Raw genomic sequence first — 26,243 nt, 5'->3', positions numbered from 1 at the left:
GCTCACGCCACTTCAGACTCCAGTGGACCATTACTTGCTTCTAGTACTTCGCGTACTTTTTGAATTTCTGAGAGAAGAGCTTGTTGATTAATTGTAATTTCTGGTAACGGACTCAATGCTAGTAATAGCTGTTGTGAGTGGGGAGATGTATTAAGTAATCGAATTAATTCTGGTAGTGCTAACAAAGACTGAATAATTGTATCTGAACGCTCAAGTGCTCCATTTATTGCGTTTTCGAGTTTTAGACTATTTTTATCCAGACTCTCATTGTTTGATATGAAATCCTGTCTAAACTGTACTAACTCTGTTCGAAGCAAATCTTGATGAGCTGAAAGTTCCACTAATGGTGCTAAAGCTATAGGTAAGTTTGACAGATTGCAAATGACTTCTTGTAAATGCAATTCATTTTTCTTAAGCGAATCACCAATACTACGCATTTTCTGATTAGAATCAGAAATAGCTCTTAGCCCATCTTGAATAGTATTACTCACCTTCTCACTATTCTCTGTAGCCATTACAATATTTTCATTTAATGTGGAGCTAGACATAGTAAACGCTTTAGAAGCATTTTGTTGAATTTTAAGTGCTTCGTCAATGGAGTCTTTCACATCGCCCATGGTTTGTTTAACATCTGAAGATAAAACAGAAAGAGCAGTAGATATCTCTCGCGTTGCAGATCCAAGTTGAGAACTTCCTCGCTCCAATGTTTCGGATGCTTGTAAGCTCATATCGTTAATCGCCTTGCCTAAATCGTTGCGCACATTATCCAGCACTTCAGTAAATTGAGCCTGGAATGAGTCAATTGCACCAACTAACTCATTTGCCGCAATCCCAACTTGATTAGCACCACTCGCCATATGCTGAGCAGCATCACTCATATTTTCGACCACTTTTTGGGTGTTATGGGTAAAGTCATGCATTGCGATATTTGTAGCTTGGGATTCAACATGAACAAGTTTGACACTTTCTTTGACTTCCTTCGTTGCGATGCAAACATGCTCTACAGCTAACTCAACACGTTTAAGACTGCTCTCAATGATCTTCCTAGTTTGCGAATGAGAATGACTAATTTCATCATTGAATTTTTGGAGTCCTTCTTGGATTGCAACTTGACCACTCAACTTCAGCGCTTCAATATCCTCACGTAAATGAGTCGAAAATTGCTCAAGCGAATGTAAACCTTGTTCATGTTGAACTTTATGCTGAGCTCTCAACTGATTAAACTCAGCAGATAAAGCTTCGGTTATATTGCGCGAGGCTATAGCTATTGTAGAAAATAATGCAGCTTGCTTTTCTGAGCTCAAACCTAAGTTTTGTTGTTTTCGCTTTTCTAGCTCAACTTTTACCTTGCTAATGACCCAATTGAGGCGCTTTTCGTCAAAACGCGCAAATTCGCTCCATATTTTAAGAAATATAAAACCTGAAATGCCCCAAGTAGAGGTTTTAAATTTTGTACCTAATCCATTTAAAAGACCTAACAAGTGCTGCATACTGTCTGCAGCACCTGAAGCATCAAGCGCATTTGGCTGACCCAGAATATTCGATGCATGATTAAGTGCCATACCTAATCCAAGAAATGTGCCGAGCAATCCTACAACTAGTAGTAAGCTAGGCATTAATTCCACCAACTTTTCTGGAGCAGTCGCAACTGCATTCCACAAATCAGTTACACTACCATGCTCAATTTCGATGTTATCACTTGGCTTATTAGGTGTTCCACGATTCCATTTGACCTCCCACGACTTAGGCTTTGCAATGACATGAGCACTGATTATCGTAAATGACATCATGAAAAGGATAAGAAATAGAAAAGTTACTTGAAGTGGATCACTAAGATCAGGGATTAAAAAATTTAGCACGGCATCAAAGTTCATACCGCTACCTCTAAAATAGTATCCATACGGTCTTTAGCTTCTTGCTGGAAAATATTTGCATAGTCAGTGATAAGTGATTGGTCGTCTTCCTCTAATGCACTGAAGGGAATGTTATGTTCAGCACATTCGATAAGTAACTTCCCAATATACTGTCCATCTTCCAGTAAATAACTGCGGTCATCACTTTCAATCTGTTCTTCAGTTTTCTCCAATAATTGTAAAAAACCTTCCGCTGCACCAACATATCTTTCTACATCACGTTGTTGGCTCGCTAAGCTGTCGAGTGCTTGCTTTTGTTCAGGAACGCTATTTTCAAGTATGGATAGCTGAGATGACTCTTCATTTGAGAGTTCTTCTTGGATTTTTTTAGCTAAGACAAGGCGATTTAATAGCATTTTATCTTTAGCATAGCTTGCATTTGCCTTTGCCCATTCATCTCCCAACGATTGAGCTTGTTTTGCCCAAGAAGCAATCAGTTCTTCAAAAACAAAAGGTGTCAGTTTTTTATTGTAAAGTCGGGTTAAAACTCGGTCTAAACGTTCAGCGGCATTTTTGCTAAGTTCTGGGTTTGACTTGATAAGATCTGAAGCAATACGAATTAGAAACAGGTCATCTGAACTCAAATCGTCCACTGTTAATGCCGAACGTAACTTCTTATCCGACATATTAAGTAACTTTTGGGTAGCTCGAAGACGCAAATAATGCTCAAAATCGGTAGGTTCTGATTCAATTGCCATACCTAATTCTTTTTTAGCAATTTCAAAATCATTTATTGCAGATGCTAACTCTAGATTATGCCGTTGATCTTGAGGAATCACTTCATCTTCTGCAAATCTCAGCTCAGCCTGATGTTGCTTCGCAAGAACTAACTCTTCTTCAGTAAGCAAGTCATTCGCTTGCTCCATGTCATCTTGTTGTTTGTTTTTGTCTAAAAGATCTTCTCGGTTTTTCTGCCAGCGCTGAGCCAGATTAATGGCCCATTTGATGGCTGCATCTATTTTTTTTGCAATTGGAGATTTTTCAAATGCAGTCAATGCGCCTAGCCCTTTCTCTAGCATCACTAGGGCTGAACGCATCCATGGATATGGAGCTAGTTTTGATGCGTTAAGTAAAGCAGTCCGAATATGCTGCACAAAAGGTTTTACTACTTTCCAAGCTTTTTTTACGCCACCAATAAATACCTCAGCTTTCTCAGCCATCCATCCAACAACTTTCCCTGCAACATTCTTGGCAGTCTCATATGCTGAACTAACAGCATTTGAGACTGTACTTACTGCTGAACTAACAAAATTACACGCATTACTGAACCAACCCATTTACTCTCTCCTTTTGTTTTATTGTTCTATTCCGTCAGTCCAAGTAGACGTCTACCTGCATCAACATTATTTGCATTACTTGCTACATTTTTACGGCTAATTCCGACGTTACTGTTTGCAGATCGTACATCAGCTATCGCCGACTCAAAATGTTGCCATTTCACTATTGGCTCTTTATGGCATTCCACTAGAGCCCTTGGAAAAGCAGTGCGTAGCACTGTTCGAATTTCTCGTCCTGATAATCCATCTGATGCATGCGCACAACGTTCAATAATGTCATCACGGTCTTCTTCAAGCGGCACTCCAGGAACTAACATCCTATGCCACAAGCGTTTTCGGCCTTCAATATCCGGAAGTTTAAACTCAATGTGATAACGAATTCGACTTACAAAAGCGTTATCATAATTTTTTGCAAAATTAGTTGCAAAAACCACTATTCCATCAAATCTTTCTAATTCAATAAGTAACGTTGAGCGCATAGCGTTTATTTCATTATCAATTCCTTGGGTAACGGATGATAATCTCGCTCCAAGTAAGGTATCTGCTTCGTCGAAGAAAATAACTGCGCCTTCTATCGCGGCAGCTTTGAATGCCAAAGATATATTCTTAGCTGTTTCTCCAACATATTTACTTTCCAGTTCCGAAATGCCTATGTGGAAATATTGACGTCCTAAAGTACCTGCAAGAGCTTCTGCAGCAAGTGTTTTCCCCGTTCCTGGTGGTCCATACAAGTTGAGCACCATATTACGTCCCATGGGATCTACAGCTTCAAATCCCCAGTCAGTGTAGATCGTTTTGTGATGACGCATAGCGCCAATTGCTTCCTCAAACATTCGGCGCGTTTCTGGAGCTAAAACAACATCACTCTCAAGTGTAATTCGCGGTGTTCGTAACTCGTAGGGCAATAATTGCTGTTCATGCTTTGCGTTGTCGCTCATGAATTATTTCATTCCTTTCAAAATTTTAATGATGACTAGCCGGCACTTGAGAGCCTTGTGCATATTCGGTAGATGAGCTAATTGAGGGGTGGGCATGCAGGCTATGTGCTGCAAAATATTGCTGCGACCCACAACGGAATCGGAAAATTTGGTGATGACTTCTTGAGACATGCAACAATCCTTATCACAAAGCCAGAAATATAGACTGCGTCAATCCCTGACAAAAAATTAAAAGTACTGATTATCTTACGAAGATATTGGTCAATTTCGATAAACCAGTCTCAATCATCGTTGCAGGACGTTTTTCAAGCGCCCCACCACACTTAGGACATACATCAAACCAGTTGTGGCCAAGCGTAATGGCATCACTTTTGAACACCACAGTTTTTTGCCAGTGGCAATTCGAACAAATAAATGTCGTGCAAGGGGGTGGAACAGGCATGGTAATCCTTACGCAAGCTTGAATGTGACACATGCTACACGATAAGACTTAACCTTTACTACTAACTAAGATCATATTTTTAATAAATATTTGCACTATAAATTACGGCGTTTTCATCTTTGCTGTATATGTATTTTGCAGCATTACACTGAAACCACATTATGGTAAACACATATACCTGACCATCGATCTCATTCGCTTTGGCTATCACCTCTTTTTGTTTTTGAATCGCCTCTTCGATAACTTTTTTAAAAAAATCACTTTTCTCCCTAGATGATGCGTTACGCACAAAATCAGAGAAAGCGGTCGATTTGACCTTGCGACGCTTGATAATCATTAATACCTCCCAAAATCTGCAACAACTTAGATAACCATTATAACGTGAAAAAATTTCAACATTTAACCAATTGTAATTATGTAATAATTTTAATAACTATATCTTAAAACCATAATTTATTCATTATTTTTCACGAATAGCCACTTTGTGCATCAGCCAGTATCAAAGGTGTCTTTCAGCGGTAATTAAAAGCCGATAGTGTTGTAATTAAAGACTCGTGTTACTTTCCTTGAAGGTAACCTCAGCCTGACTCTAGCACTTAATCTGTGGCAAACATCCCCAGTCTGTAGTGTACTGCGGGGTAAGTAGTTCGCGACGCATGGTCCATTTTTGATCAATGCCTTGGGCGGCGAGGAATAAGGTATCGCTACCATAGCTGTGGTTAACACTATCGAGGGTGCGCATTAGCTGAGGATTAGCGGAGGGTGCATTGAATAGGTCAAACTGGCGGTGTTTCTCGCTGACTAAATCTAACAAACCAACACCGATTTTATAGTAGCGCACGCCTTGTCGAAATAACTTAGGGGCGGCGACACTCATAGCACGGGTCAGCTCAGCACTGCAATTAGTGGCACATGGAAAGTGAACTAATGTTTTAGCGCCTGTTGGTTGCTCATCATAGGGTGAGTTATTGGCGAACAACAGCATGGCTTTGCACAAAGAGCCTTGTTTACGCGCTTTAGCCGCTGCGATACTAATATGTTTGCTTAAGGCTTGGTGGAGTAATTCATAATCAGTGATGCGTTCACCCACACTGCGAGTTGAGAATATTTGTTTTTTATCAGCCCTCGCCTCGTCCCATTGTTTACATGCTTGGCCGTTGAGTTCTCTTACTGTGCGTTCAATCTCGATATTAAATTGTTTGCGGGCGAGTCCTGCCGGCATTCTTGCCAGATCATAAGCGGTATTAATTTCCATTAGTGCCAGCTTTTTACTGATGCGGCGACCAATCCCCCATACCTCGCCCACTTCTACCGACTTTAAAATAGCGAGTCGGTCTGGCTCATTATTTATTACGCAAACACCGTTATAACCTGGTAATTTTTTGGCGGCGTGATTTGCCAGCTTGGCCAACGTTAAGGTCGCGCCTATACCTACACATACAGGTAAGCGTGCTTCTTTCCACACTGCACGGCGAATTAACTGCCCTTGTTCAAATAACGACTTGATTGCGGGGCAATGCTTAAAAGATAAAAAACTCTCGTCAATGGAATACACATGCTGCTCTGGAGCAAAGCGGCCGATAATACTCATCATCTTGGTGGATAGATCGGCATAGAGTTCATAATTGCTTGAGCAGGCAATCACCCCTAACTTTTGGCATTGTTCCTTTAACTGAAAATAAGGTGCAAATTTGGGGATCCCTAACTCCTTTGCTTGACGATTAGCTGCCACGATGCAGCCATCGTTATTGCTAAGGACGATCATCGGTTTGCCACGCCAGTCCGGACGAAACACCTGCTCAGCGCTGCAATAAAAGCTATTGGCATCAACTAGAGCATACATTTTAAATTAGCTAAAGTCGGGTTTTGGCGGTGAAAACGGATTGAACTCACTACGACACCTTCTATGCTGAAGGTGTCGTAATCATGGATAGGTTGAGGCTGAAACTGCTCGTTTGCGGATAGCAGTAACCGACTAGTTTTGTCGATAATTTTACAAACAAACTCGCCGTTAAAATTGGCGACAATCACATCACCATCACGGGCCGTTTCATGGCGATCGACTATCAACAAGTCACCAAAATAAATGCCAACGCCCTGCATTGAATCCCCCCGAGCAAACCCCATAAAGGTCGCGTTTGGATGAATAATCAGGAGTTGATCTAAACTCAGGCCAAGCTGGCGATACTCTTCAGCAGGGCTTTCAAACCCTGTGAGCCCTGCACTTGCATAGATTGGTATGATACGCATAACTAACACTACTGGTTAAACATACAGTTATTCTAGCAGTAATCATGCGGCTGGCAAGTTTAACTCTACTGATTTAGAGATTAGCTGTACTAAAACTCAATGGGTGCGGGTTTAAGCTTCTGTTTGAATGTATATATGATTAAAAAATCGATAATCGTAGCAAATTATGGTTAACGCATAACAAATTAAACTTGCGCTTTTAACTCTAGCCAGCCTTGTTCACTAAGGCCAGAAGAATATGAGCGGGTTTCATTGTAGCCTTTCTCGCATTCCAGCTATTAACCCGCTCAATCAACTCTTCAGCAGACCACTTAAAATAAATCACTAAATTTTCAGTCGTTGAAGATCCCTTAAATACCATTGATGAAATTTGCTGATTTCCAAATATCGTTTTTCAAGGGAATTTGCATAAATTGCATTACTGGTGGCTTTACAAGCAGTCCAGCCAGTTTCGTAAACAAATCGAGTAGCTACAGGTGATTGCTTAGGAGAGCTATCCCAGCGATTATTAAACCATCGCGTTAACCCATCGTCTAAGGGGACGACTAAATTGAGATACTGCTTTGCACGAGTAACACCAACATAAAACAACCGCCGCTCTTCCTCAATTTCTTCATCTGAAAGCGAGTCGTGTAACGAAGCCGATGCTTTGTAAATACTATCGAATTTACCACTAGGAAACTCACTATCATTAAGTCCGACCAATATAACATTATCCCACTCGAGCCCCTTGGAACCGTGTAATGTCGATAGAGTTAATGGTTCGCAACGAGGTGCGACGTCCTTTGGATGTAAAATAAGATTTAAAAATGTAAGAGAGTCGATTGGATTTAACGCTAATAATTCCTCTATTCGAACAATGCCTCGCTGTCTATCATTTGAATTTGTTCGCCTTACCCCTTCAGAACCGATACTATCAATGTAACCAATCATGCTCAGACGTTTTAATATTCCTAGAACAGGCGTCCCCTCAGTATCTTTCTTACAAATTGTAATAAGCCGTTCCAAACGGTCCTTTTGGTATTCCACACCATCGAATATTCCGGCCAATACAGTAAATAGGTCTGCATGGGGAGCCATTAAACCATCAAGAGCCGTTTTGAATTGTCCTTGCTGCCAACGAAATCCAGCCTCCTTTAGAAATCCGTAGATAAAACCTTGTTTGTTTGGATGGCGCTCAAGTAAACGCAGGTCGCCATAAACACACAACAGTACCGCGACTACCAGTAATCCAATTTCTGTTCGAGTATTTAAAAAGCTTGAACCAGTCAAATATCGGTATGGAAGCCCAAATAAGCGTAAAATAATTTCAACTTCAGCAAGATTTGCCTTAGAGCGCGAAAGGATAGCTTGCGTACCTTTATCCATCAAAAGAGTTGATAGTACATTAGATATATTTTTATCGAAGTGAATATTGACCACTGTTTTTGGTGTACTGGGGTGGCTGACACAAAGCTTAGTCAACTTCGAAGAGTTGCGCCGAATAACAGAGTTGGCCATCAACGAAAGTTCATGTCCAAATCGGAAGGTGCATGAAAGCTGGAATACCTTTGTTTGCGGAAAATGTTGTTCAAATAACCCGTCCATAAAGTCAGGCTGTGCTCCTCGCCATTCGTATATGCACTGATTAAGATCACCCACTACCATAACCGATGTATCAGGCGTGCAAAGTAAGCGGATCATCTCATGCTGAACGAGATTAACATCTTGATATTCATCTACAATAATGTGTTTAAACCCAGTTCCAAGACTAGGATAAGCCCGTAACAGCGAAACAGTTTCAAGCAAGATGTCATCAAATGTCCTCAGGCAATTCGTCGCCAATAGTTCACAATAACAACTATAAGCTCGAATAAACTCTGGTTTAATTTCACTAAAAGTAGGGTCTGTTGCGGCATCATCTGGTGTCACGGCTGACGCACGGCATCTAGAAACGAATAGTTCAAAATCTTCTATATCACTCGGATCAATGTAACTAGACTCGTAACTAAACCCAATGCGGTAAGCCTGTTTAACCAACTGGTCATAACGATAATCGTCTGGTGTAAGTAATGTTTTCTGTTTTGTGAGCTGCTGACCTTCTGCGAATTTAACTATCTTTAAGGCAAGGCTGTGAAACGTGCGCACCTCTGGCACAGCCCCCGACTTCAAGGCCAATTTTAACTTTTCGGTGAAGCTAGTTGCCGCCGACTTGTTGTACATCAGGATTAGGATAGAGTCAGGGTCTATACCAGTTTTGACCAACCTTTCAACACGCTTAACCAGAGTTGTCGTTTTTCCGCTGCCAGGAACTGCCTTAACTAAAGCATGCCCTGCATCATGGCAAACAATACGTTTTTGCTCCCCTGTCAGTCTTTTTGTCATACATCTACCTGATATTTTGCGCACTGGCGAGCGTCCGTATAAGCAACCAGCTTTCCTTTACTGCTACACTGCATAAAGCCTTTGTTCCATTGAAACGAATGCTTGCATAAAAGGCAGTTCGGAAATTGCGAACTCGGGTCGGCGTAGCGTAAAAAGATTTTTAACTTATCTGCCATGTACCTAGGCTCTAACATTCGAGGCCATGTATTCAATGCAGAACATGTCAATAAATCCACTTGTTCTAGCGGCATAACTCGCTCATTAAGCCTACCTAAATCACTTAAACTCCAAACTGACATCTCTACATGGCCAGCAGAACAGGACCCGACACAGTGCTCGACTGTTTGTGACGGGGGCTGCCAATTGAATACATTGAGTCGCTCATCCTGGATGGAATATTGCCCGGTGAGCAACATCTCCACATCAGCTTCGGATTCAACCTTAAACTCCAGAATAGGAACGCCAGTAGCAATCTTTTCCTGAGAGCATGAGTGCGTTACACAAATCTCTATAAAGCAACGCCTGTTTCCCTGTGAATCCCATAACATCACATCGGGTTGTAACCCAGTAAGTTCATCGCGTTTCTCAAGCTCTACACAGTTAAAAAACTGCGTTAGATTGTAACGTGCAGGCTTAGTTTTTAAGCACTTTGCCGTTGCACTGCCTAACAAAGCTAAGCGCCCACCTTGGCAACTGACTTCACGCTCCAGTTCTAGGCTAATGGCTTTTTTAGTAGTAAGTGCCTGTTGATAACGTAAGTAAAATGCTTCTTTTGCGCATTTATGCAAGTAGGTCTCAAGCGCACAGCACTCTTCAAAATGCCGGAAATGCTTGGCGTTGATTTCACCTAAAACAGGGATGAGAGGACATTTACAGCCTGGACAGATGTAGGTATTTGAACGCTGCGCATCACTGATATGGGTTAGACTCCACCTGCTATCCAATGCATAAGCGTACTGAATGGTGCTAGATGGAGTTACCATGAAAGTTTGACTCCACAAAATTAGCAGCAGATGAAGCCCTACAGTCCATAAATAGGACTGTAGGGCTCTCCATTAAAAGCTCATTCACCTTGGGCAAACCGCGGCACAAAGTAATCCAGCGAATTGGCCTCCTTCACAGCGTCATGTGGGATCAGCAAATACTTCCAAGGCTTACCATCGTGTTGAATCAGGTACTCAGTGGCATGTACGCACCATTTCACTCCACTGCGTGCTTTTTCTGTTACTTCCTCATTCCAACTACCATCTTGGTTTTGATGTTGAGTACTCTTGGTTTCAATCATCAATACATAGTCAGCTGTTTCGGCTACAAAGTCAGGTACATACTCTGGATGCTCACTGCCGCGTTTGTAGTACATCTTGAACTGGCCTTTCGCGGGCTTGAACCACTTCTGGCTATCACGTTCCAAAATCACGGCAAAGCGGCGTTCCGTATCCGAGTCAAACTTTTGTAATGGGTACAAACAACGGCTAAAGCCACCAAAAAGCATTGTTTTTATCCGGCTTACGTCGCGTACTGTATCACGGTAATTTTGAATGGGCTGATCTTGGGCTATGGTATAGGCGCATTCTCGCAGGGTGCTAAAGCCACTGCGTACGTCCACTACATATTCGGTCGCATCTTCAAAAAAATGATTGTTGAGCTGAACATGAATGAGCCTAGCAATGGCATCACTCTGGTTTTGAAGAATGTTTTCAACGGCTTCGTCATCGTTTTCAGTGCTCAGTATATCTACGGCTTGAGTCGCCAAGTCATAGAGCAACTCTGCTTGCTCATCGTAAGGAATATCGTCGTAGTCGAATAGCTTCTTCAAAATGTAGTTTTGCTTTATCGGCTCATAGTTACCCGAATCTCCTTCGCCACGAATGGTTTGGTGATTATCTTGCAAGCTTTGTTGGATCAGCGTTCGTTCGATGGGTTTTAAGCCTTTAATCGCGGTGATGTCCAAATCAAACGGGCGATAACCGGTGAGCACTTCACCCGATGGTGAAACAATAATACGCGGTAAATCTATCGTGTTATCAACTGTCAGCTGTGTCACTTGCTCAACAATAGCAGCAATATTGACTGAATCTTCCTTAAACAGTTCACGCTGTTCTTGGGTTAGCTGAGCCTTGACTTGTTCAGCGATCTTAGCCTTTACCTCAGTCGTCAACAGCGCCTTACTAGTTGGCACATCTGTTGGCCGCGTTTGATATTGCTTAATTACATCCAATGTCGCACGGGCAACAGTCTGCTGACTTTTAGTGGTATAAACTCCTTTTGACTCATGTACTTCACGGTTGGCATTTGCACCCGTTGTGGTGCTAACAGAGCCACCGATCTGACTCTCCAGGTTTGACTTCACCTGTACGCTTTGTTTGGTTACATCGTCCTCTGGTCTGTCTAACACCCGTTGTTTCAGGCGCAGTGGATTATTTGGGTCGTTGGCCTCATCCACAATTTCTTGGAATTTGTCGTGAGCAACGATACTCAACATATCAACAGCTTCAACACCGGTACGTTTGCCATAAGGTAAACGCAAACCACGGCCAATAGACTGCTCAATTAAGGTTCTGGCATTGGCCGCTCGCAGCGGCACTATGGTGTACAGGTTAGTGACGTCCCAACCTTCTTTAAGCATATTAACGTGAATAACAATCTCGGTAGGCTCATCCACGTGCTCAACATTTAGTAGCGCTTGAATGGTTTCTTCTTCTTTTTTGCTGCTATCAACCTGAATAACCTTGTCACGATACCGTCCTTCAAACACGCTTTCGAGCTTGGTTAACAGCTCTGCAGCATGGGTAGTATCACGCGCAATCACCAACATAAAAGGCTTAACCAGCTTGGCATCGTTTTCATGGGCATAAGTGGTCAAGTCAACCTTGGTTTGTTCATGCAGACGGATGCCATCCATTAACTTAATGGTTTCCAGCTCGTCTTTATCATATTGGCTGGCATCAAAGTTACGCTGGGTAACCACAGCAGGCTCTTTTACAAAACCATCATCCATTGCGCAAGCTAGTGGATAATCTATAACGACATTTTTAAAGTGCACAGGGCCACGGTTAGATTCTGTAAAGGGCGTAGCCGTGAGCTCCAAAGCAAACAAGGGATTAAGTTCATTAAGCGCGCGCATCCCCGCATCAGCACGGTAGCGATGCGATTCATCCATTAACAGCACTAAATCAGTAAGATTTGATAAATACTCAAAATAGCTTTCTCCCAAGGTCTCGGCTAAGCGCTTAATGCGCGGCGCTTTGCCACCTCTTACCTCGGTGTTAATTTTGGCGATGTTAAATACATTAATCCGCACTGAGCCAAATAAATCATCCATCATCTGTGCGCCGCGGCTTTCATAGTTGTCACCTGTGATAACTTCTGGCGGTGCTAACACAAAATCGGTAATGCCTTTAAATACATATTTAGGTGAAGCAGGCGAAAAGTCGCTGATTAATTTTTCATAAATAGTCAGGTTAGGTGCCAACACAAAGTAATTGCGGATACCATGTATTTGATACAAGTAGGTAATAAAAGCGCCCATTAAGCGGGTTTTGCCCACACCGGTAGCCAAAGCAAAACACAACGATGGAAAATCGCGCTCAAAATCACTGAGCTTAGGGAACTGGGCTTTTAGAGTTTCCAGCAACTCAGGTAAATCACGTTTAGGGTCGAGTAATTTGTACTCAGATGCAGCAATCGCTACCGCTAAAGCATGCAGCGAATCTTGCTGTGGCTGACGCAAACTCAAACGACCAATTACATTATTAATGGCACGTAGCTGCTCAGGCTTTAGGCTCGATAAATCCATTTTCATTATTGTTATCCTTTTAACCGTTAATCTTGCGCTGGGGTGGCTTCATCTGTCAAATTGGCGACATTTAATGAATAATCATCCTGTCCAAACTGGCACTTGTTTAAAATAGCCTTTGGTAGTTTTTTCAGCGTTAAATTGGCAAAACGGTCTGCTTCGCAGCGAAATGCACCACACATGACGAGTAATGTACGGTCACGACCCACTTCTTCTGAAAGTGCTTCCAACTTTTCTAAGGACAGACTCTGGGTAGTGACATGAATGTGGTCTGTCTCGGTTGAATAACCATGATCCCACCAATCCACTTCTGATGGCGCATAAGTAAAACCTTCAAGCTTACATACGGCTTCGGCGAGCATTTCGGGGTTGTAGTCTTTATTAATGACTTCCAAGCCAAACTTGTCTTTAACAATTAACGATGGCGCGATCTTGTAATAACGGAAACCACCGCCGCCTTGCCAGTTAACAGTTTTAGAAATACCGCCTTGATCGTCGCCATCAATGACTTTTTGTAAACGGGGGATAATATGGGTATGACAATGTTCACCCAGTTCCACCATAATCCAACGCCGCCCCATTTTGTGGGCGACTGCTCCGGTAGTTCCAGAACCAGCAAAGGAGTCGAGAATAATATCTCCTGCGTTAGTTCCTAATGTCAAAATTCTTTCTAATAGTTTCTCAGGTTTTGGCGTATCAAACACTTCTTTGGAATTAAAAAATTTAACTTCTTTTTTTGAGTCCTGATTGTCTCCGACTTCTTCACGTAACCAAATCGTTTTACATACAGCTCCCTGTTTCACCTCAGAGAGAAAGCGCTTTATTCTAGGAACACCTTTACCATCTTTACCAAACCAAATCCTGTTATCGGCAATCATATTTTCTAATTTTTCTTTGGAATATACCCAGCATCTACTGCTTGGTGGATTTACTATACGACCAAAAGGAGTTGTAATTGGATAATCCGTAGTAGCTGAGTATGTTTTGGCTGACAAATTGTCTGACATCCAAGGTCCGCGAGGATCCTCATCCGGATTTTTATATTTACTATCCATGTCTTGCGAACGAGGTAAGGGATTTGGCCTCCAAATATCTTTCTTCTTTGCATATATAAGAATGTGATCGTGTGAATCAGAAAGCCATTTTGCATCATTTTGAGGTGCATATTTTTTTTGCCAAATTGCATTAGCAATGAAATTGCTTCGCCCAAAAATTTCGTCACATAGCACTTTAAGGTAATGAACTTCGTTATCATCAATGGTTATCCAAAGAGAGCCATCTTCAGACAACAAGCTATGAATTAAGCTTAACCTATCTCGAATTAGTGACAACCATAATGAGTGCTCTATCCCATCATCATAGTGAGTAAATGTACTTTTAGTATTGTACGGCGGATCAATAAACACGCATTTCACTTTTCCAGCATATTCTTGCTCTAGCGCTTTTAGGGCCAATAGGTTGTCGCCAAAAATCAGCTTATTATCAAAGATATCGTTTTCAGTGACTTTTTGACTGGCATAGTAAGACTTGCTCGGGTCTTCCAATAAAATCCGAGGTTCAAGTTTTTTGCGCTCATTTTTGCCTATCCAGGTCAGTTCTAATTTGGTTTTGCTCATGATTTCTGTGCTCTTATCTTGTGTTCGTTACTTAGCGTTGTCATTCCACACTCTTCCCTATACTGGCTGTGCTTGCCGATTGGCAGCTTGCGCGTTTTGCCCTTGCTGGCGCTGTGCATGATCTGCTAAGTAACTAAATAAATTCTGGTTGTGCGGATCGTTTTCCTGCAAGCGCTCTTGCTTTGCAATCACTGCAGGTGTTTGCGCCAAGTTGAAGTGACCAATCCACACCGCTCGCATTAACCGTGTGGTATCACCAAGGCGTTTAAAATAAGCATGTGGCGCACTACCAAGTGACAACGTTCTAAACCTATCAAAAAATTGCTGACGAAGCTCATCGAAGGTACGGCTAATCATAACGTTAAACGCTGCTTCATCTTTCATTTCATGCGCAACTATTGTGCTTTTAAACTGGGCCATTAATAACGTAGTTATACAGTAATTAAAATGGCGATAGACCAGTTTTTCCGGGCTTGGATTACCGCGCTCAGCTGCGGTGCATAAGCCTTGAATGGACAAATAGCAGTTCACAGCGTTAATTGCTACGACACCTTGTAAATCAGAGTTGAAAATGCTTTGGTATTCTACGCTTTCTTGATCAATAAATTTGCCTGGTTCTGCTTTTAACAGGTAAGGAACACGCACATCGGCTTTCATACATGCTAATGCTTTTGCCAAGTTGTCAATAGTGATGCTGCGAATGCCCGCTGCTGCTGTTTGTTGCGGGCGATAGAGGTATTCAACACCGAACATTTTCATCTCTTGGCGCAAGCGCTCCTGGGTATCATCTAACGCAGCAAAATTGGCTAAATCAACTGGGTTTTGCAAGTTACGCGCTTTAGTCACTTTCTTATGAAAAGCGTCGTTGCCCGTGTTGATAATGGTAACCATGACCTGTGCTTGACTAATATCCGCCTGTGGGTTTTCACGCATAAACTGCGCAGCACTGGCAATGGTTTGCGCGCCGTTGACGACGGATAGGCCATTGACTGCAAAGTGTTTGCTACCTGTATGCCCTTTAATATTCCCTTTTGGCTTTATTGTATTGCCAATCAGAGTGATACCGTTGTTAAGATAAATAAAATTTTCCGGCTCATTTAGAAGGGTGTCTTTAATTGCCTTATTTACCCCGCGTGTGCCTGCGCCAATAAAGTAACGAATATTTTTTTCGTAGAGCTTGCGGTCGTGAGTGGTGTGCAATGCAATTAGGTCGGTTAACTTCGCGATACCAAAAACCACTTTTCGCGGTTGTTCTTGTACACGAAACTTATATACAGCGACACGTTCGTTTACAGTATCAACCGCATGTTCACTGCGAAGTGCCTGTTCAACTTCGGTAGCGGTGTACTGTTGATAATCAGGTGCGATCTGCTCTTCACCTTCATCGATAAGCTCTTGTATGGCAGGCTGTAGGTAGTTTTGCGCCTGTATAGTAATGCCATTACCCGTGTAAGCGACAAGCAGTTGAATGCTCTCACACTCATCTAATGCGGTTTCTATATGTGCTTGAAGGTTTTGTACGTTTCGATTAAAACGTTGAAATTGCTTGTTTAAAAGTAGTTTTACACCTTCAATAAAAGCTTGTGCCTCGCCTAGCTGGAACTGAGCACTTTCCTTCATTTTTGACTGTACTAGGTAGAGCGTTTGATCTGCTTCATGATAATAAATTGCATCAATGCCATGATCTTCGTAGTCGTCCACCACGGCTCTTGACGCAGTTACCACATCTAAATCAAATTTTTGCTGCAGTACGAATGCACTAAAAGCTCGTGCAACTTGTTTTTGTGGAAGATCATTTCCTGCTCCTTGCCCAAGCAATGGCGGTAAATGAGACACAAAGCGCTCTTGAAGCAGGTCTTTTAATGGAGAGAGAAATTGTGGTTGTAATGCTGCCAATTCTGAAATCCTTATCCTTAAATCAGTTGCCAAAAAATGGTGAAAACTGTATCAAATGTAGTTTTTTTGTTCAGCTTGCCTTCAAGGGACTCAATCAACGCTTCGCGGCGCTCATCGACTTCATCCTGTTTATCAAACAGCTCTCGGCGGCTTTTGTTGCGCTGGCTTTCCAGGCTCTTTTGCTGTTTTTGCAGCGCTAACTTTTCTTCGAGAGTTACCGCGATCTTAGCCTCACGGCGAACTTCTTTGATTTGTTTATCGAGCTCTTTGATAGAGGCTTCCAGCCCTTCTTTGAGGTCATCTGCCCAGGCGTCAAGTTTGTTGACTTCTTGCTCAAAGAAGTTGAGATTCCGGTCGTTAACGGACTTTTCAACCTGATGACATTCTGCTTGTAATATCTCTTCCAGCATCGACTGCGACTCAGGCAAAGCCGCAAATTGGCATACCGTATCTGCCTGAACGTGCGATGGCAATTGCAACAGCTTTTGCGCAACTTCGCCTGGAATAGGTTTACCTTGGTCATCGATAGTGGCAAACAGCAGGTAGTCTTCACTGCGCTCCAGCGACTCAATGCTGAACTTTTGCAACCGAAGAATTCCTGAGTGTCCCACGAGTTTTTCAAGTACGGACACTTTGGCGTTGTGCGCTGAATAATCGAATAACAGTGTTGCGATCGGCAGCTCACGATTGATTGCCTGCTGCAAAACCCACTCCCCCAAAGGAGCTGACAAACGGTAGCGATGGGCATGAGGCAATTCGGTCATACTTTGCTGGGCGCTACTACGCTTATGCAACTGATAAAGCCCTGATGCTGCTTGTGAGATGGTATAGTTAAGCTCGAAGCTATGGGTTGCGTCATCAAAGGTGGCATGGTGTTGCAGCTCATGCCGCGTAAGCGCCCAGAACCACCGCCCAACTTTATCAAGCCGTTGCTCTGCGCTGTCTAAGCGCATTTTTAGCAAGTCATGAATATCTTCATCAAAATTTTCCAGCAGCAGTTGCCGTGTTTCTTTCATTTTTTCATTGATGTCGGCTTCAAGTTCCTGTTGCAGGCGCTTAAAAGCTGCATCAATATCTTCAGCTTTACGGCAGGTCCCATAAATAGCTTGGATGCGCTTTTCAAAATCTACCCCGGATTCGATACTGCCCAGCACTTCATCCGACGCACCAAATACCCCATCGAAGAGGTGAAATTTTTCACTGAGCAGTTCCAATACGCGCTGATCTGCGTGGTTTGACTGGTTGAGAAAGTTAATAACCACGACATCGAACTTCTGTCCGTAACGATGGCAACGACCAATACGCTGTTCAACTCGCTGGGGGTTCCAGGGTAAATCGTAGTTAATTAACAAAGAGCAGAACTGGAGGTTAACCCCCTCCGCAGCCGCCTCCGTTGCTATCATCACCTCGGCGTGATTTTTGAAGTGATCGATGAGCGCCGTGCGGCGATCAACCTGTGGTGAGCCAGTAATTTGATCACTACCTTGATTCTCAACAAGCCAGTGCTGGTAAACCTCAGTTGCATGAGGATGATTGTTAGACCCACTGAAGGTGGCAATCTTATCCTGATAGCCATTGGCCGAAAGAAATCGGTTCAAATATTCTTGGGTACGCTTCGATTCAGTAAAAATGATCACTTTTCGCGGCGCGCCCATGGCCTCCATTTTGGCGAAGCCTTGTTCTAGAGCTGTGAGAAGCGCCGTTGCTTTACTATCGGTCTCAATGGCTTTGGCCTGGTCGATATATAGCTTGAGCTCAGTAATTTCGAGATCGAGTAAGCGCTGGTCTAAATCTTCATCAGGGGCAACAGAGTCATCGAGTTCTTCAAGGTATTCTTGTTCAAGATCATCGTCATCTACCAAGGTAGCAACGATATCGATATCACTTCTGTGAGCGCTTTTTAATGACTCCAAGCGTCTTAGAATAGTTTCCAGCGTATTGAGGACTGCATGTGAGCTTGAGGCCAAGAGTTTTCGCAGTATAAGCCCTGTGAGATGGCGTTGATTTTTAGGTAACGCATAGCTTTCGTCCCGCTCCAGCAAAGCGGATATACCGTTGTAAAGGTCCTCTTCCTGGGATGTTGGCGTAAAGGGCACGGTTAATGTCTGTCGCTTGGTATAACGAACATATTCCAGCACATCTCGGCGCAATGTCCGGTGAATAAAGCCCTTTAGCCTTTCTTTTAGTTTGGTTACCGCGCTTTGACCCTGAATAAAACTTTGGCGGAACGTGCGCTCATCACCGAAAAGCTGTTCATCAATCAGCGTTGAGAGTCCATATAACTCCATCAGTGAGTTTTGTAATGGTGTTGCTGTCAGAAGCAGTTTTTTACGGCCAGACAGAGCCCGTCTCAACACCTGCCCCATGCGGTTACTGGTACGGTAAGCATTTCTAAGCTTATGAGCCTCATCGATGACAACCAAGTCCCATGACTCCATCAACAGCGGCTCTTCCAGTCGAGCTGCATAATGATAAGACATGATAATCACCCGCTTTTCGGCTAGTGGGTTGTATACGTCTTCTTTTTGCAGATTACGCCAGGTTTTAGCATCCAAAATCTGTGAGGGCAGGTTGAATTTATCATCAAGTTCTTGCGCCCACTGTCTGCGCAGCGACGCAGGACAGATGATAAGGAGTTTACGGCGACGCTCCGCCCAGTACTGCGACAGTACCAAGCCAGCTTCAATCGTCTTACCCAAACCAACTTCATCAGCTAAGACCACACCTTGGCTTAATGGGTTATTCAGTGCAAAAAGTGCCGCATTTATTTGATGGGGGTTAAGATCCACACTGGCATCAAAAAGTGACTGGGAGAGACTGTCTACTCCTCCGGCAGCGTGCCGGATTGTAAGTTCATGTGCGAAATACTTGGCTTGATAATCAGTTATCAACTACGACGTTCCTTACAGTCAGGTTACTTTGGGTGCCAGCTAGTACAGTTCTTTAGCTCTGGGAGCAGTATCTCTCGGTAGTGCGGGATTATATCGGCTACCCCTGCACCTTTGGTAATTCAATTGTTGGGTTAAGGCTATTGCGTCCCAAATTTTCACAAAAAGCCAAACAACTTTCTAACGATTTATCAATACGAGCCAGTCACTTACTTTGACTTAAGTAATGATTGATGATTGTGCCAGAGACACTCAACTGTATCCAGTGCTACAGTTCAAAGAACCCAACTTCAGTTAAATCTTTTCCCTAGTTGTGCGTTCATTAACCACAACGTCTTCCAAAGTCAAATATCCTACAGACAATCCATTCATTAATCTCTCCTCACCCCAAGCCACCAGCCTTAGACCTAGCCTCACTGACTTAGGAAAGTAACCGGCTGTCATGGAGTTGAAGATAGATGAGCGCCCAAGGCTGGTAATTCGGTAACTTGCTTTAGTCTAAAGAATTTCATGCGTACTGCCGCCTACAGAAACATCCAAAATGATATTGTTGCTAGCATTAACTTTAAGCACTTGTTAATAATCAAAAATAAGTACAGAATTGCATCGTTTTATTTGCGATCGTCAACCATATCGATAAGCAGTGATGCCATAAAAATCAGGGAAGAGCCAAGGAAGCCAATGGATCAACGACGTAGCCCCAACATCCAAATACGGAATCATTTTAGACTCATCTCTCAGCCAGCTAAACTTCTAGCCAACAACCTAATGAGTATTAACTGGCGTAGTGATCACCAGAGCATTCAGACAAGACTAAGAACAATTGGCTCTTTGGCTAGTTCCGCTACGAACACTACCTTGGAGAGTAACAGGGAGGGGATGCATGAGCCATTTGCATGTACTGAATGAAATACTTACCGAGTACGACGATACCATTAGTAGCGAACTAAATGTTGACCCTCTCGGTCTGCTGGTTATTTGGTCTTCTTATGGGCAGAATATTTTCCGCCGTCGCATAAGTTCCATCTCTAATGATGTGCGCAACTTTACCTTGAACCTTTTCAATCACGCTGTGATTCGGGCACTAATCGATGATGACAGCGTTATTTTAGGTAAAGGTCTGCGTAATGACCCTGCATATGGAGGGAGAGATAAGAATTCCACCGCTTTTAAACAGGCCTGCCTTATCTATCTGGAAAATGTATTCACATACGTCATGATTGAGGAGCAGGACCAAAAGGACGTGGAAACGACTGGCATTCTTGGCATTTCCAAAGCCCACCGTAGATGGGAGGAAACGCGAGGTAATCCACGACTGCATTTTAGCCACCAACCTAATGCCCATGTGCTAGTGCGCCAACATTCTCTCGGAGTGAGTGGGCGTTACAAGACGCCTCTAGTTGAAATGGGATTCTTTGACGGCGCTTATGACTATGCATTACCAGAGTCGCGCGTCCAATGGGAAAAGGTTCGGACGCAATTGCTTGCCAAGTCAAAACCACTAGCTAACTTATATAAGCTAGTTCGAGAGCATCTTGCCGAGCTGCTGACTGACGTACGCAGTATACCGGAATGCAGCTTCTCAGAGCTACCAACTGAACTAAAACGAGCCTTTGTAAGTGCATTCCGCTCGCCCGTTGTGGTCGGTACATATACTCGCGATTTCTGGCTCGCCGTCACAGAGTTGGATCAAGGCGCACCTGGGGCCATCTACGAGGTACTCAATCAAGAATGGACATCCGCAAGTCAACGCAAGGAACGCCAAACCTCTGAAGTTTTTGAATTGGCTGCAGCAAACCGCTCGCTCACTGCCAATGACAAAGCCAAACTAGAATATGTGCGCTTGCTAGAGCCCTTTCTAGCCGAGATGGACTTACTACTGGGCGTGATGCTCTCAGCCAAATCGCAGACACTCGACGAAGCAACCAACAAATGGAAGATTCTTGGACGTGATTCCCATACCCTACCGGATCGTGCTGCTCAGATTGAAATGAATACCACCATGCGGCAGCAAGCCTCCGGCACCGCATTCGTTCGTTTAAGAGAATTGATGTCACTGGCATGCACTAAAAATATCGAGCAACAAATGCTCGGTTTGCTCCAGTATCACGAAAAAGTAATGCAAGCCCGTGGTCAGTCCCCCTGGTTAAGACTACTTGGAGGTAATCAACTCAAAGTCGATGTGCGTATTCGGCAACTACCAGTAAAGGATGATCGCCCTGTCGACGCTTGGGTGCACCACTATTATCTGCCGCAATTTCGCAATTTGCTTTCCGGGATGCGGGGAGTCATATGAAACTGTTAAACGCTTTTCGCAATCAGTTGGAAACCTTGGGTCCACTCAAGCGGGCATGGTTTACTACCTTTAATCTTGGTATTCCCTTTTTCGAGACACACCTACTACCAGCCTTACTTGCAGCCGACCCACCAGTAAACCGCATGGACTACGAGAACATGCAGCTCCAATTAGCCGAGTTAGGCATCGATGTGCGCATTTTTTGCGATATGCGCATGATGGAGGCAGACCAGCTTAAACGCACAGCCATCCCGATACACGGCATCTTGCCTAGCTGGCTTGAAAACTTCGATCAAGAATCGCTTTTCCACCCTAAAGTTATTTTCCTAGAAGATACTAACGGCAATATGGTACTGGGTGCCGGAAGCGCCAATCTGAGCATAAGCGGCTGGGGGCGCAACCAAGAAGTGTTCATATTTCGCCCAGTGAGCCACAACGAGCAATACCAACAGATCAAGCGATTTTTCACGCCTTTGGCAAAGACAGCAGGAATCGATATCACTGAAGCATTTGGCGTTCGCCGTCGCTTTGTTGGTAACGATACCGATTGGCGGTTTGTACACAGCTTTGAAAAAGCAAGCTTTTTGCAGCAGCTACTGGCAGAAACAGAGGCTGTTCAATTGACTGTGTGGTCACCATACTTTTCACGCGATCTGGCGTCCTTACTCGGCAAAATTTCGAATCTTGTCGGCAAGAATTTGAAGTATGCCATTGTGCCTGATCGTGTCACACATCGGTATGTCCGCACAGAGTGGTCGCATGAGCTTGGTCAGTTAATTCATGCTGGAAAGCTAAGCTTTCATGACCATCCGATGCAGCATTCAGACAACATCGAAATGACCCATGCCAAGCTTTGGTTGGCGTCTGGTGTTAAGGCACGCCTGGCAATAGGCTCATGGAACTGTACTGAACCTGGTTGCGCGAGCTTTGAGCGGAGCAACATCGAGGCGGGAATAATAATCAGCGCGGCAGCCAAAACCCAAATTGCGGGTAAAGAGCTTTGCTTGGACGAGACAAATTTTGGCTCCGAACAATTACTGAAAGACGAAGCTTTGGAGGTCGAACCCTATCCTTTACCCTTCGTATTGCAAGTCTGCTTCGACTGGGAAGACAGAATTTACAATGTGCAAGGAAAACTCCATATGAGAAGCGATGGCACACATTACATTTTGCGCTTGCCCGGGGTAAAAAAACAGATTCCGTTGCATTGGAAAACAAGGCGGAGTGAAGGTACTTGGCCGTTGGAACCTGTGATGTATGAGGTTGCCGATAATGAAGCGTTACTGGCAGATCACTGTTACGAAGTCTGGCTAGATGGTCAACTGCTGTTCCGTGGTCTGGTGCAAGAGAGCAGTACAGCCCACAGGAGAGCCCAGGGCTATGACTCTTTGAAGGATTTACTAAACGATCTAATCACCAGTGTGGACTCAAAAACCAGTACTACAGCCCATTTACGCCAAGTTTTACGACACGATGAACTGACAGATGAGGCGTTTGACACAACAACTACTGACGTTAGCGACAGCCTGACTTACTTTCGATTATTTCATGCCTTTGAGCAATTACGGAAGCGCCTGCGCGAGTCGACATCGATGGATGCACTCGAAAAATTGCTGTTTGTGTATCCTGGTAGCGTACAAGAATTAGTACAGAAGGTTAGAGAACAGTTATCAGCATCAGACGTTAATATAGTATTCAATTGGTTTTTATATCAGGAAGCCAATAGTCTGCAGCAAGAAATTCTGGAAGCCTATTCAAATCGTAGAAATAAATATTATAGCAAACTACCTCCAGCGAACGAGAAATGGAATAGTTTAAAAATAAAAGGCCGACCTGTTTCATTACCTCAAGAACTTCGTAGTCAAAAATATTACATGCAGCAGATCAGGAAAATGTGCAGTTATGGATGATAGAAAAAGCTGGAGCGCACTGACTCCCCATCTGGTGTCTGATGTAGTGACGTTTGACCGTGACGACCCGAACTGGATATATCAAGAAGGAGACACTTCTATGTCAGCTCGCCAAGCTGAAGGTGTAGCAGGCCTCTGGAATAAGCTAAGTCAATATAAGGCAGCACTCCTTGCCGATGAGGTGGGCACGGGGAAGACGCTTCAGGCCTTGGGAGTCATGGCTTTATTGTGGCGGATCCAGCCTGATGCCCGTGTTCTGGTGATGGCTCCCAATCGGGATATTTGTCGGCATTGGGAGCGGGAATATCGAAAGTTCGTAAAGACCCATTATCGAGAGTCTGATGACCGCGTTCGTAGCATTAATAGTGGTGAACCACTACACCCCCCAAAATTGATTTGGCGTCTGGACGAGTTGGCTGATGCAATTGAAGAAAATAATCACCACTTCTTCATTACGACGATTTATTCGCTGAGTGGGCTAGTTCGTGGCGAGAATGACCAAGACTATGACAAGCTCAAAGGGGCAGCGGACACAGCCGCAGCTATTCACAAACGAATCAAACAGGCATTAGACAAACAAGGCTTCGACTTAGTCATCGTCGACGAAGCTCACTACTTCCGAAATAGTGAAGGGCAATCCCAGCGAGCAAAAGCTGCGCGCGAGTTCTTCGGACATTCGGGTAACCGCCTAGGATTGCGAACACTGCTAATGACAGCGACCCCTAGCCATAAATCAATGAAGGACATTTCGTCGATTCTTAGCTACGTGACCAACATTGGTGATGATACGCCCGATGACCTTTTGAAGAAGTATGCATTGCGTCGACTTCGGCGCATGAAAGGCCTAAATGGCGCTTACGATAAATACAGTTACCGGAATGAGCAAGAAATTAAGGCTGTATTCAATAACCCGGCAGCTGAAATGTTTTTCGCGCTCTATCAGAAACTCTTGGTAAAGCAGGAAGTAAAGGATGGCCGGCGGTTCCTCTATGGCTACCTTGAAGGGTTTGAGTCCTTTAATGTACAACAGGAAGATGATGAGCAACGCAAAGAAGAAGATCTTGCCAAGCGCGACTTTCATGGTGCACCGGACCGAGAAATTCTTGTCCTTTTGTCACGATTACATGAAAACCTAGGTGGTTTGCCTGCACATCCAAAGTATGACGCTCTGGTAAACAGCTGTATGCCTCGAGATGTGTTTAACTCTGCAATTGATGTCCATGAGCACAAACATTTGATATTTGTGAGAAGGATTCCCTCAGTCCGCGAGATTACCAAACGAATCAATACTGAGTATGACAAGCAGATGGGCTACATGATTGCAAAGGCGATAGCCCCTGATGATTCGGGAGCTCTTCTCAAAAAATGGGAGTCTAGCAATTGGTCACGAAGGGTATTAAACAGTTTTTTTGGGAAACAATCACAAATTGAGGAAGCTCCATTGTTGGACGGAGATGAGCAATTTAGCGACGAGAATATTTATGTCGATTCGGACGTCCACTCACGAGTAGCCAATCTTTTTGTTGTGAAAAAAACGGGGATGTATCGAAGCACTGATTGCTCAAACTTCAGTCTTAGACTACGCAAACCTGAAAGTTTATTCACATTGTTGCTCGAACCTGCCAGTGACTATCGGGATGGAACATACACGTACTACTATCGTAAACACTCCGGCGAGAGATCCAGAGATGATTATACTTCTGCGGCACTTGAAACCAGAAGACCTGTTCAACACCAAAACGTAGAAGACTCGGACACAAAGCTGAGTTTCGACAAACCCATGCAAACACTTTGTGGGCTTATGTATAAGCTGCTAGGAAGTGAAAGTCGCGAAAAAATCGATAGACTCATACGCGACAAAGTCCAAGCTGAAAACTTTGGACACTACCTGAAGAATGGTTTTCTTTTTGCCAGTCCAGTAATCGTTGAGTTGTACTGCTGGTATGCTGAATTTCGCACAATTGCTGGTTCAGGTGATGTACAACAACGCTACCGAGCTTTTCTGGAATTTATAAAAAACAAGTTGCATACGTCACTAGCGCTCGCATATTTCCAAGCCGCTTTGGAAACATTTGAGGTGCTTTGTGAGAACTGGGAGGATTATAGCAGAGGGAACTGGCACGTAATAACTGGGCTGAGCAGCCCGGCGTTCTATGCAAGTGGGGCAGTCAATGACCGTCAACGCTTGATCCTAGGGTTCAACAGTCCCTTCTACCCAAACGTGCTTGCTGCTACTTCAGTTCTACAGGAAGGAGTTAATCTTCACGTGCAATGCCGTAAAGTGCACCATTATGGTATTGCATGGACGCCTGGTGATAATGAGCAGCGGGTAGGACGTGTAGATAGGCTATTTGGGAAAGTTAACGCTCAACTTAAAAAATGCGGATGTGCAGAGTTGGCCATACATTACCCTTACCTCGCACGCTCTTTCGATGAAGAGCAGCTTGCTTCATTTCTACGAGAAAAATATCTGATTGAAGAACGTATGGATGCATGCAAACAGACTAAAGCTAACTCTGAAATTGATCTTCGAAACTCAACAGAACATTGGAAAAAATATTTGAGAACGCCCTCAGACGGAACACGACCCCAAATATACAACGACCCTTTTCCCTACGACCCAAATGAAGCGAAATTTAGCTAAGTGTCTGAACTGA

General features: G+C 43.7%; 17 protein-coding genes. 3 read left to right on the top strand and 14 right to left on the bottom strand.

Annotation, left to right across the window (positions count from 1 at the left end; translation table 11 throughout):
- Positions 1-2: 2 nt before the first annotated feature.
- From L5M71_RS04305 to L5M71_RS23110, 14 genes are all read right to left on the bottom strand, one after another.
- The gene (locus tag L5M71_RS04305; protein WP_263205282.1) at positions 3-1,874 is read right to left on the bottom strand and encodes a hypothetical protein; all 1,872 of its coding nucleotides are present in this window, start codon (positions 1,872-1,874) and stop codon (positions 3-5) included.
- Positions 1,871-3,190, bottom strand: coding sequence for a hypothetical protein (locus tag L5M71_RS04300; protein WP_263205284.1), 1,320 nt, complete (start codon positions 3,188-3,190; stop codon positions 1,871-1,873). Before L5M71_RS04300 ends, L5M71_RS04305 begins: the two co-directional genes overlap by 4 nt.
- A 26-nt stretch (positions 3,191-3,216) precedes the next feature.
- A complete protein-coding gene (locus L5M71_RS04295; RefSeq protein WP_263205287.1) occupies positions 3,217-4,128 on the bottom strand; it encodes an ATP-binding protein in 912 nt (303 codons plus the stop codon).
- A 3-nt stretch (positions 4,129-4,131) separates the two neighbouring features.
- Positions 4,132-4,299, bottom strand: coding sequence for a hypothetical protein (locus L5M71_RS04290; RefSeq protein ID WP_263205289.1), 168 nt, complete (start codon positions 4,297-4,299; stop codon positions 4,132-4,134).
- Positions 4,300-4,649: 350 nt separating this feature from the next.
- The gene (locus L5M71_RS04285) at positions 4,650-4,907 is read right to left on the bottom strand and encodes a hypothetical protein (protein WP_263205292.1); all 258 of its coding nucleotides are present in this window, start codon (positions 4,905-4,907) and stop codon (positions 4,650-4,652) included.
- 252 nt (positions 4,908-5,159) lie between these two features.
- Complete coding sequence (locus L5M71_RS04280) at positions 5,160-6,413, bottom strand: Y-family DNA polymerase (RefSeq protein WP_263205295.1); 1,254 nt, start codon at positions 6,411-6,413, stop codon at positions 5,160-5,162.
- Positions 6,401-6,820 carry a LexA family protein gene (locus L5M71_RS04275; RefSeq protein WP_069454541.1) on the bottom strand — a complete coding sequence of 140 codons (420 nt, stop codon included), beginning with the start codon at positions 6,818-6,820 and terminating at the stop codon, positions 6,401-6,403. The genes L5M71_RS04280 and L5M71_RS04275 overlap by 13 nt, the downstream gene beginning before the upstream one ends.
- A 324-nt stretch (positions 6,821-7,144) precedes the next feature.
- Positions 7,145-9,184 carry an ATP-dependent helicase gene (locus tag L5M71_RS04270; RefSeq protein ID WP_263205299.1) on the bottom strand — a complete coding sequence of 680 codons (2,040 nt, stop codon included), beginning with the start codon at positions 9,182-9,184 and terminating at the stop codon, positions 7,145-7,147.
- Positions 9,181-10,167, bottom strand: a complete 987-nt coding sequence (locus tag L5M71_RS04265) for a hypothetical protein (protein ID WP_263205301.1) — start codon at positions 10,165-10,167, stop codon at positions 9,181-9,183. Before L5M71_RS04265 ends, L5M71_RS04270 begins: the two co-directional genes overlap by 4 nt.
- 80 nt (positions 10,168-10,247) lie before the next feature.
- Positions 10,248-12,986 carry a DEAD/DEAH box helicase gene (locus tag L5M71_RS04260; RefSeq protein WP_263205303.1) on the bottom strand — a complete coding sequence of 913 codons (2,739 nt, stop codon included), beginning with the start codon at positions 12,984-12,986 and terminating at the stop codon, positions 10,248-10,250.
- A gap of 20 nt (positions 12,987-13,006) precedes the next feature.
- Positions 13,007-14,596, bottom strand: a complete 1,590-nt coding sequence (locus L5M71_RS04255) for a site-specific DNA-methyltransferase (protein ID WP_263205305.1) — start codon at positions 14,594-14,596, stop codon at positions 13,007-13,009.
- A gap of 57 nt (positions 14,597-14,653) precedes the next feature.
- A complete protein-coding gene (locus tag L5M71_RS04250; RefSeq protein ID WP_263205308.1) occupies positions 14,654-16,492 on the bottom strand; it encodes an AIPR family protein in 1,839 nt (612 codons plus the stop codon).
- 17 nt (positions 16,493-16,509) lie between these two features.
- The gene (locus L5M71_RS04245; protein ID WP_263205310.1) at positions 16,510-19,383 is read right to left on the bottom strand and encodes an SNF2-related protein; all 2,874 of its coding nucleotides are present in this window, start codon (positions 19,381-19,383) and stop codon (positions 16,510-16,512) included.
- 291 nt (positions 19,384-19,674) lie between these two features.
- Complete coding sequence (locus L5M71_RS23110) at positions 19,675-19,824, bottom strand: AlpA family phage regulatory protein (RefSeq protein ID WP_411569126.1); 150 nt, start codon at positions 19,822-19,824, stop codon at positions 19,675-19,677.
- Between the two features lie 439 nt (positions 19,825-20,263).
- Here L5M71_RS23110 and L5M71_RS04240 point away from each other — a divergent pair, with 439 nt between their 5' ends.
- Genes L5M71_RS04240 through L5M71_RS04230 form a run of 3 tightly spaced genes read left to right on the top strand, consistent with a single transcriptional unit; the run spans position 20,264 to position 26,230 of the window.
- Positions 20,264-21,676 carry a hypothetical protein gene (locus L5M71_RS04240; protein WP_263205313.1) on the top strand — a complete coding sequence of 471 codons (1,413 nt, stop codon included), beginning with the start codon at positions 20,264-20,266 and terminating at the stop codon, positions 21,674-21,676.
- Positions 21,673-23,586: a hypothetical protein gene (locus tag L5M71_RS04235; RefSeq protein ID WP_263205315.1), complete on the top strand. Its 1,914-nt coding sequence runs from the start codon at positions 21,673-21,675 to the stop codon at positions 23,584-23,586. The genes L5M71_RS04240 and L5M71_RS04235 overlap by 4 nt, the downstream gene beginning before the upstream one ends.
- Positions 23,579-26,230 (top strand): DEAD/DEAH box helicase family protein, encoded by a 2,652-nt coding sequence (locus tag L5M71_RS04230; RefSeq protein ID WP_263205317.1) that lies wholly within the window; start codon positions 23,579-23,581, stop codon positions 26,228-26,230. Before L5M71_RS04235 ends, L5M71_RS04230 begins: the two co-directional genes overlap by 8 nt.
- Positions 26,231-26,243 lie beyond the last annotated feature (13 nt).

This window comes from Shewanella sp. SW1 (assembly GCF_025653545.1).
Classification (GTDB): Bacteria; Pseudomonadota; Gammaproteobacteria; order Enterobacterales; family Shewanellaceae; genus Shewanella; species Shewanella oncorhynchi.
Note: the sequence above shows the minus strand (reverse complement) of the source record. Positions and strands in the feature narration are given on the sequence as shown.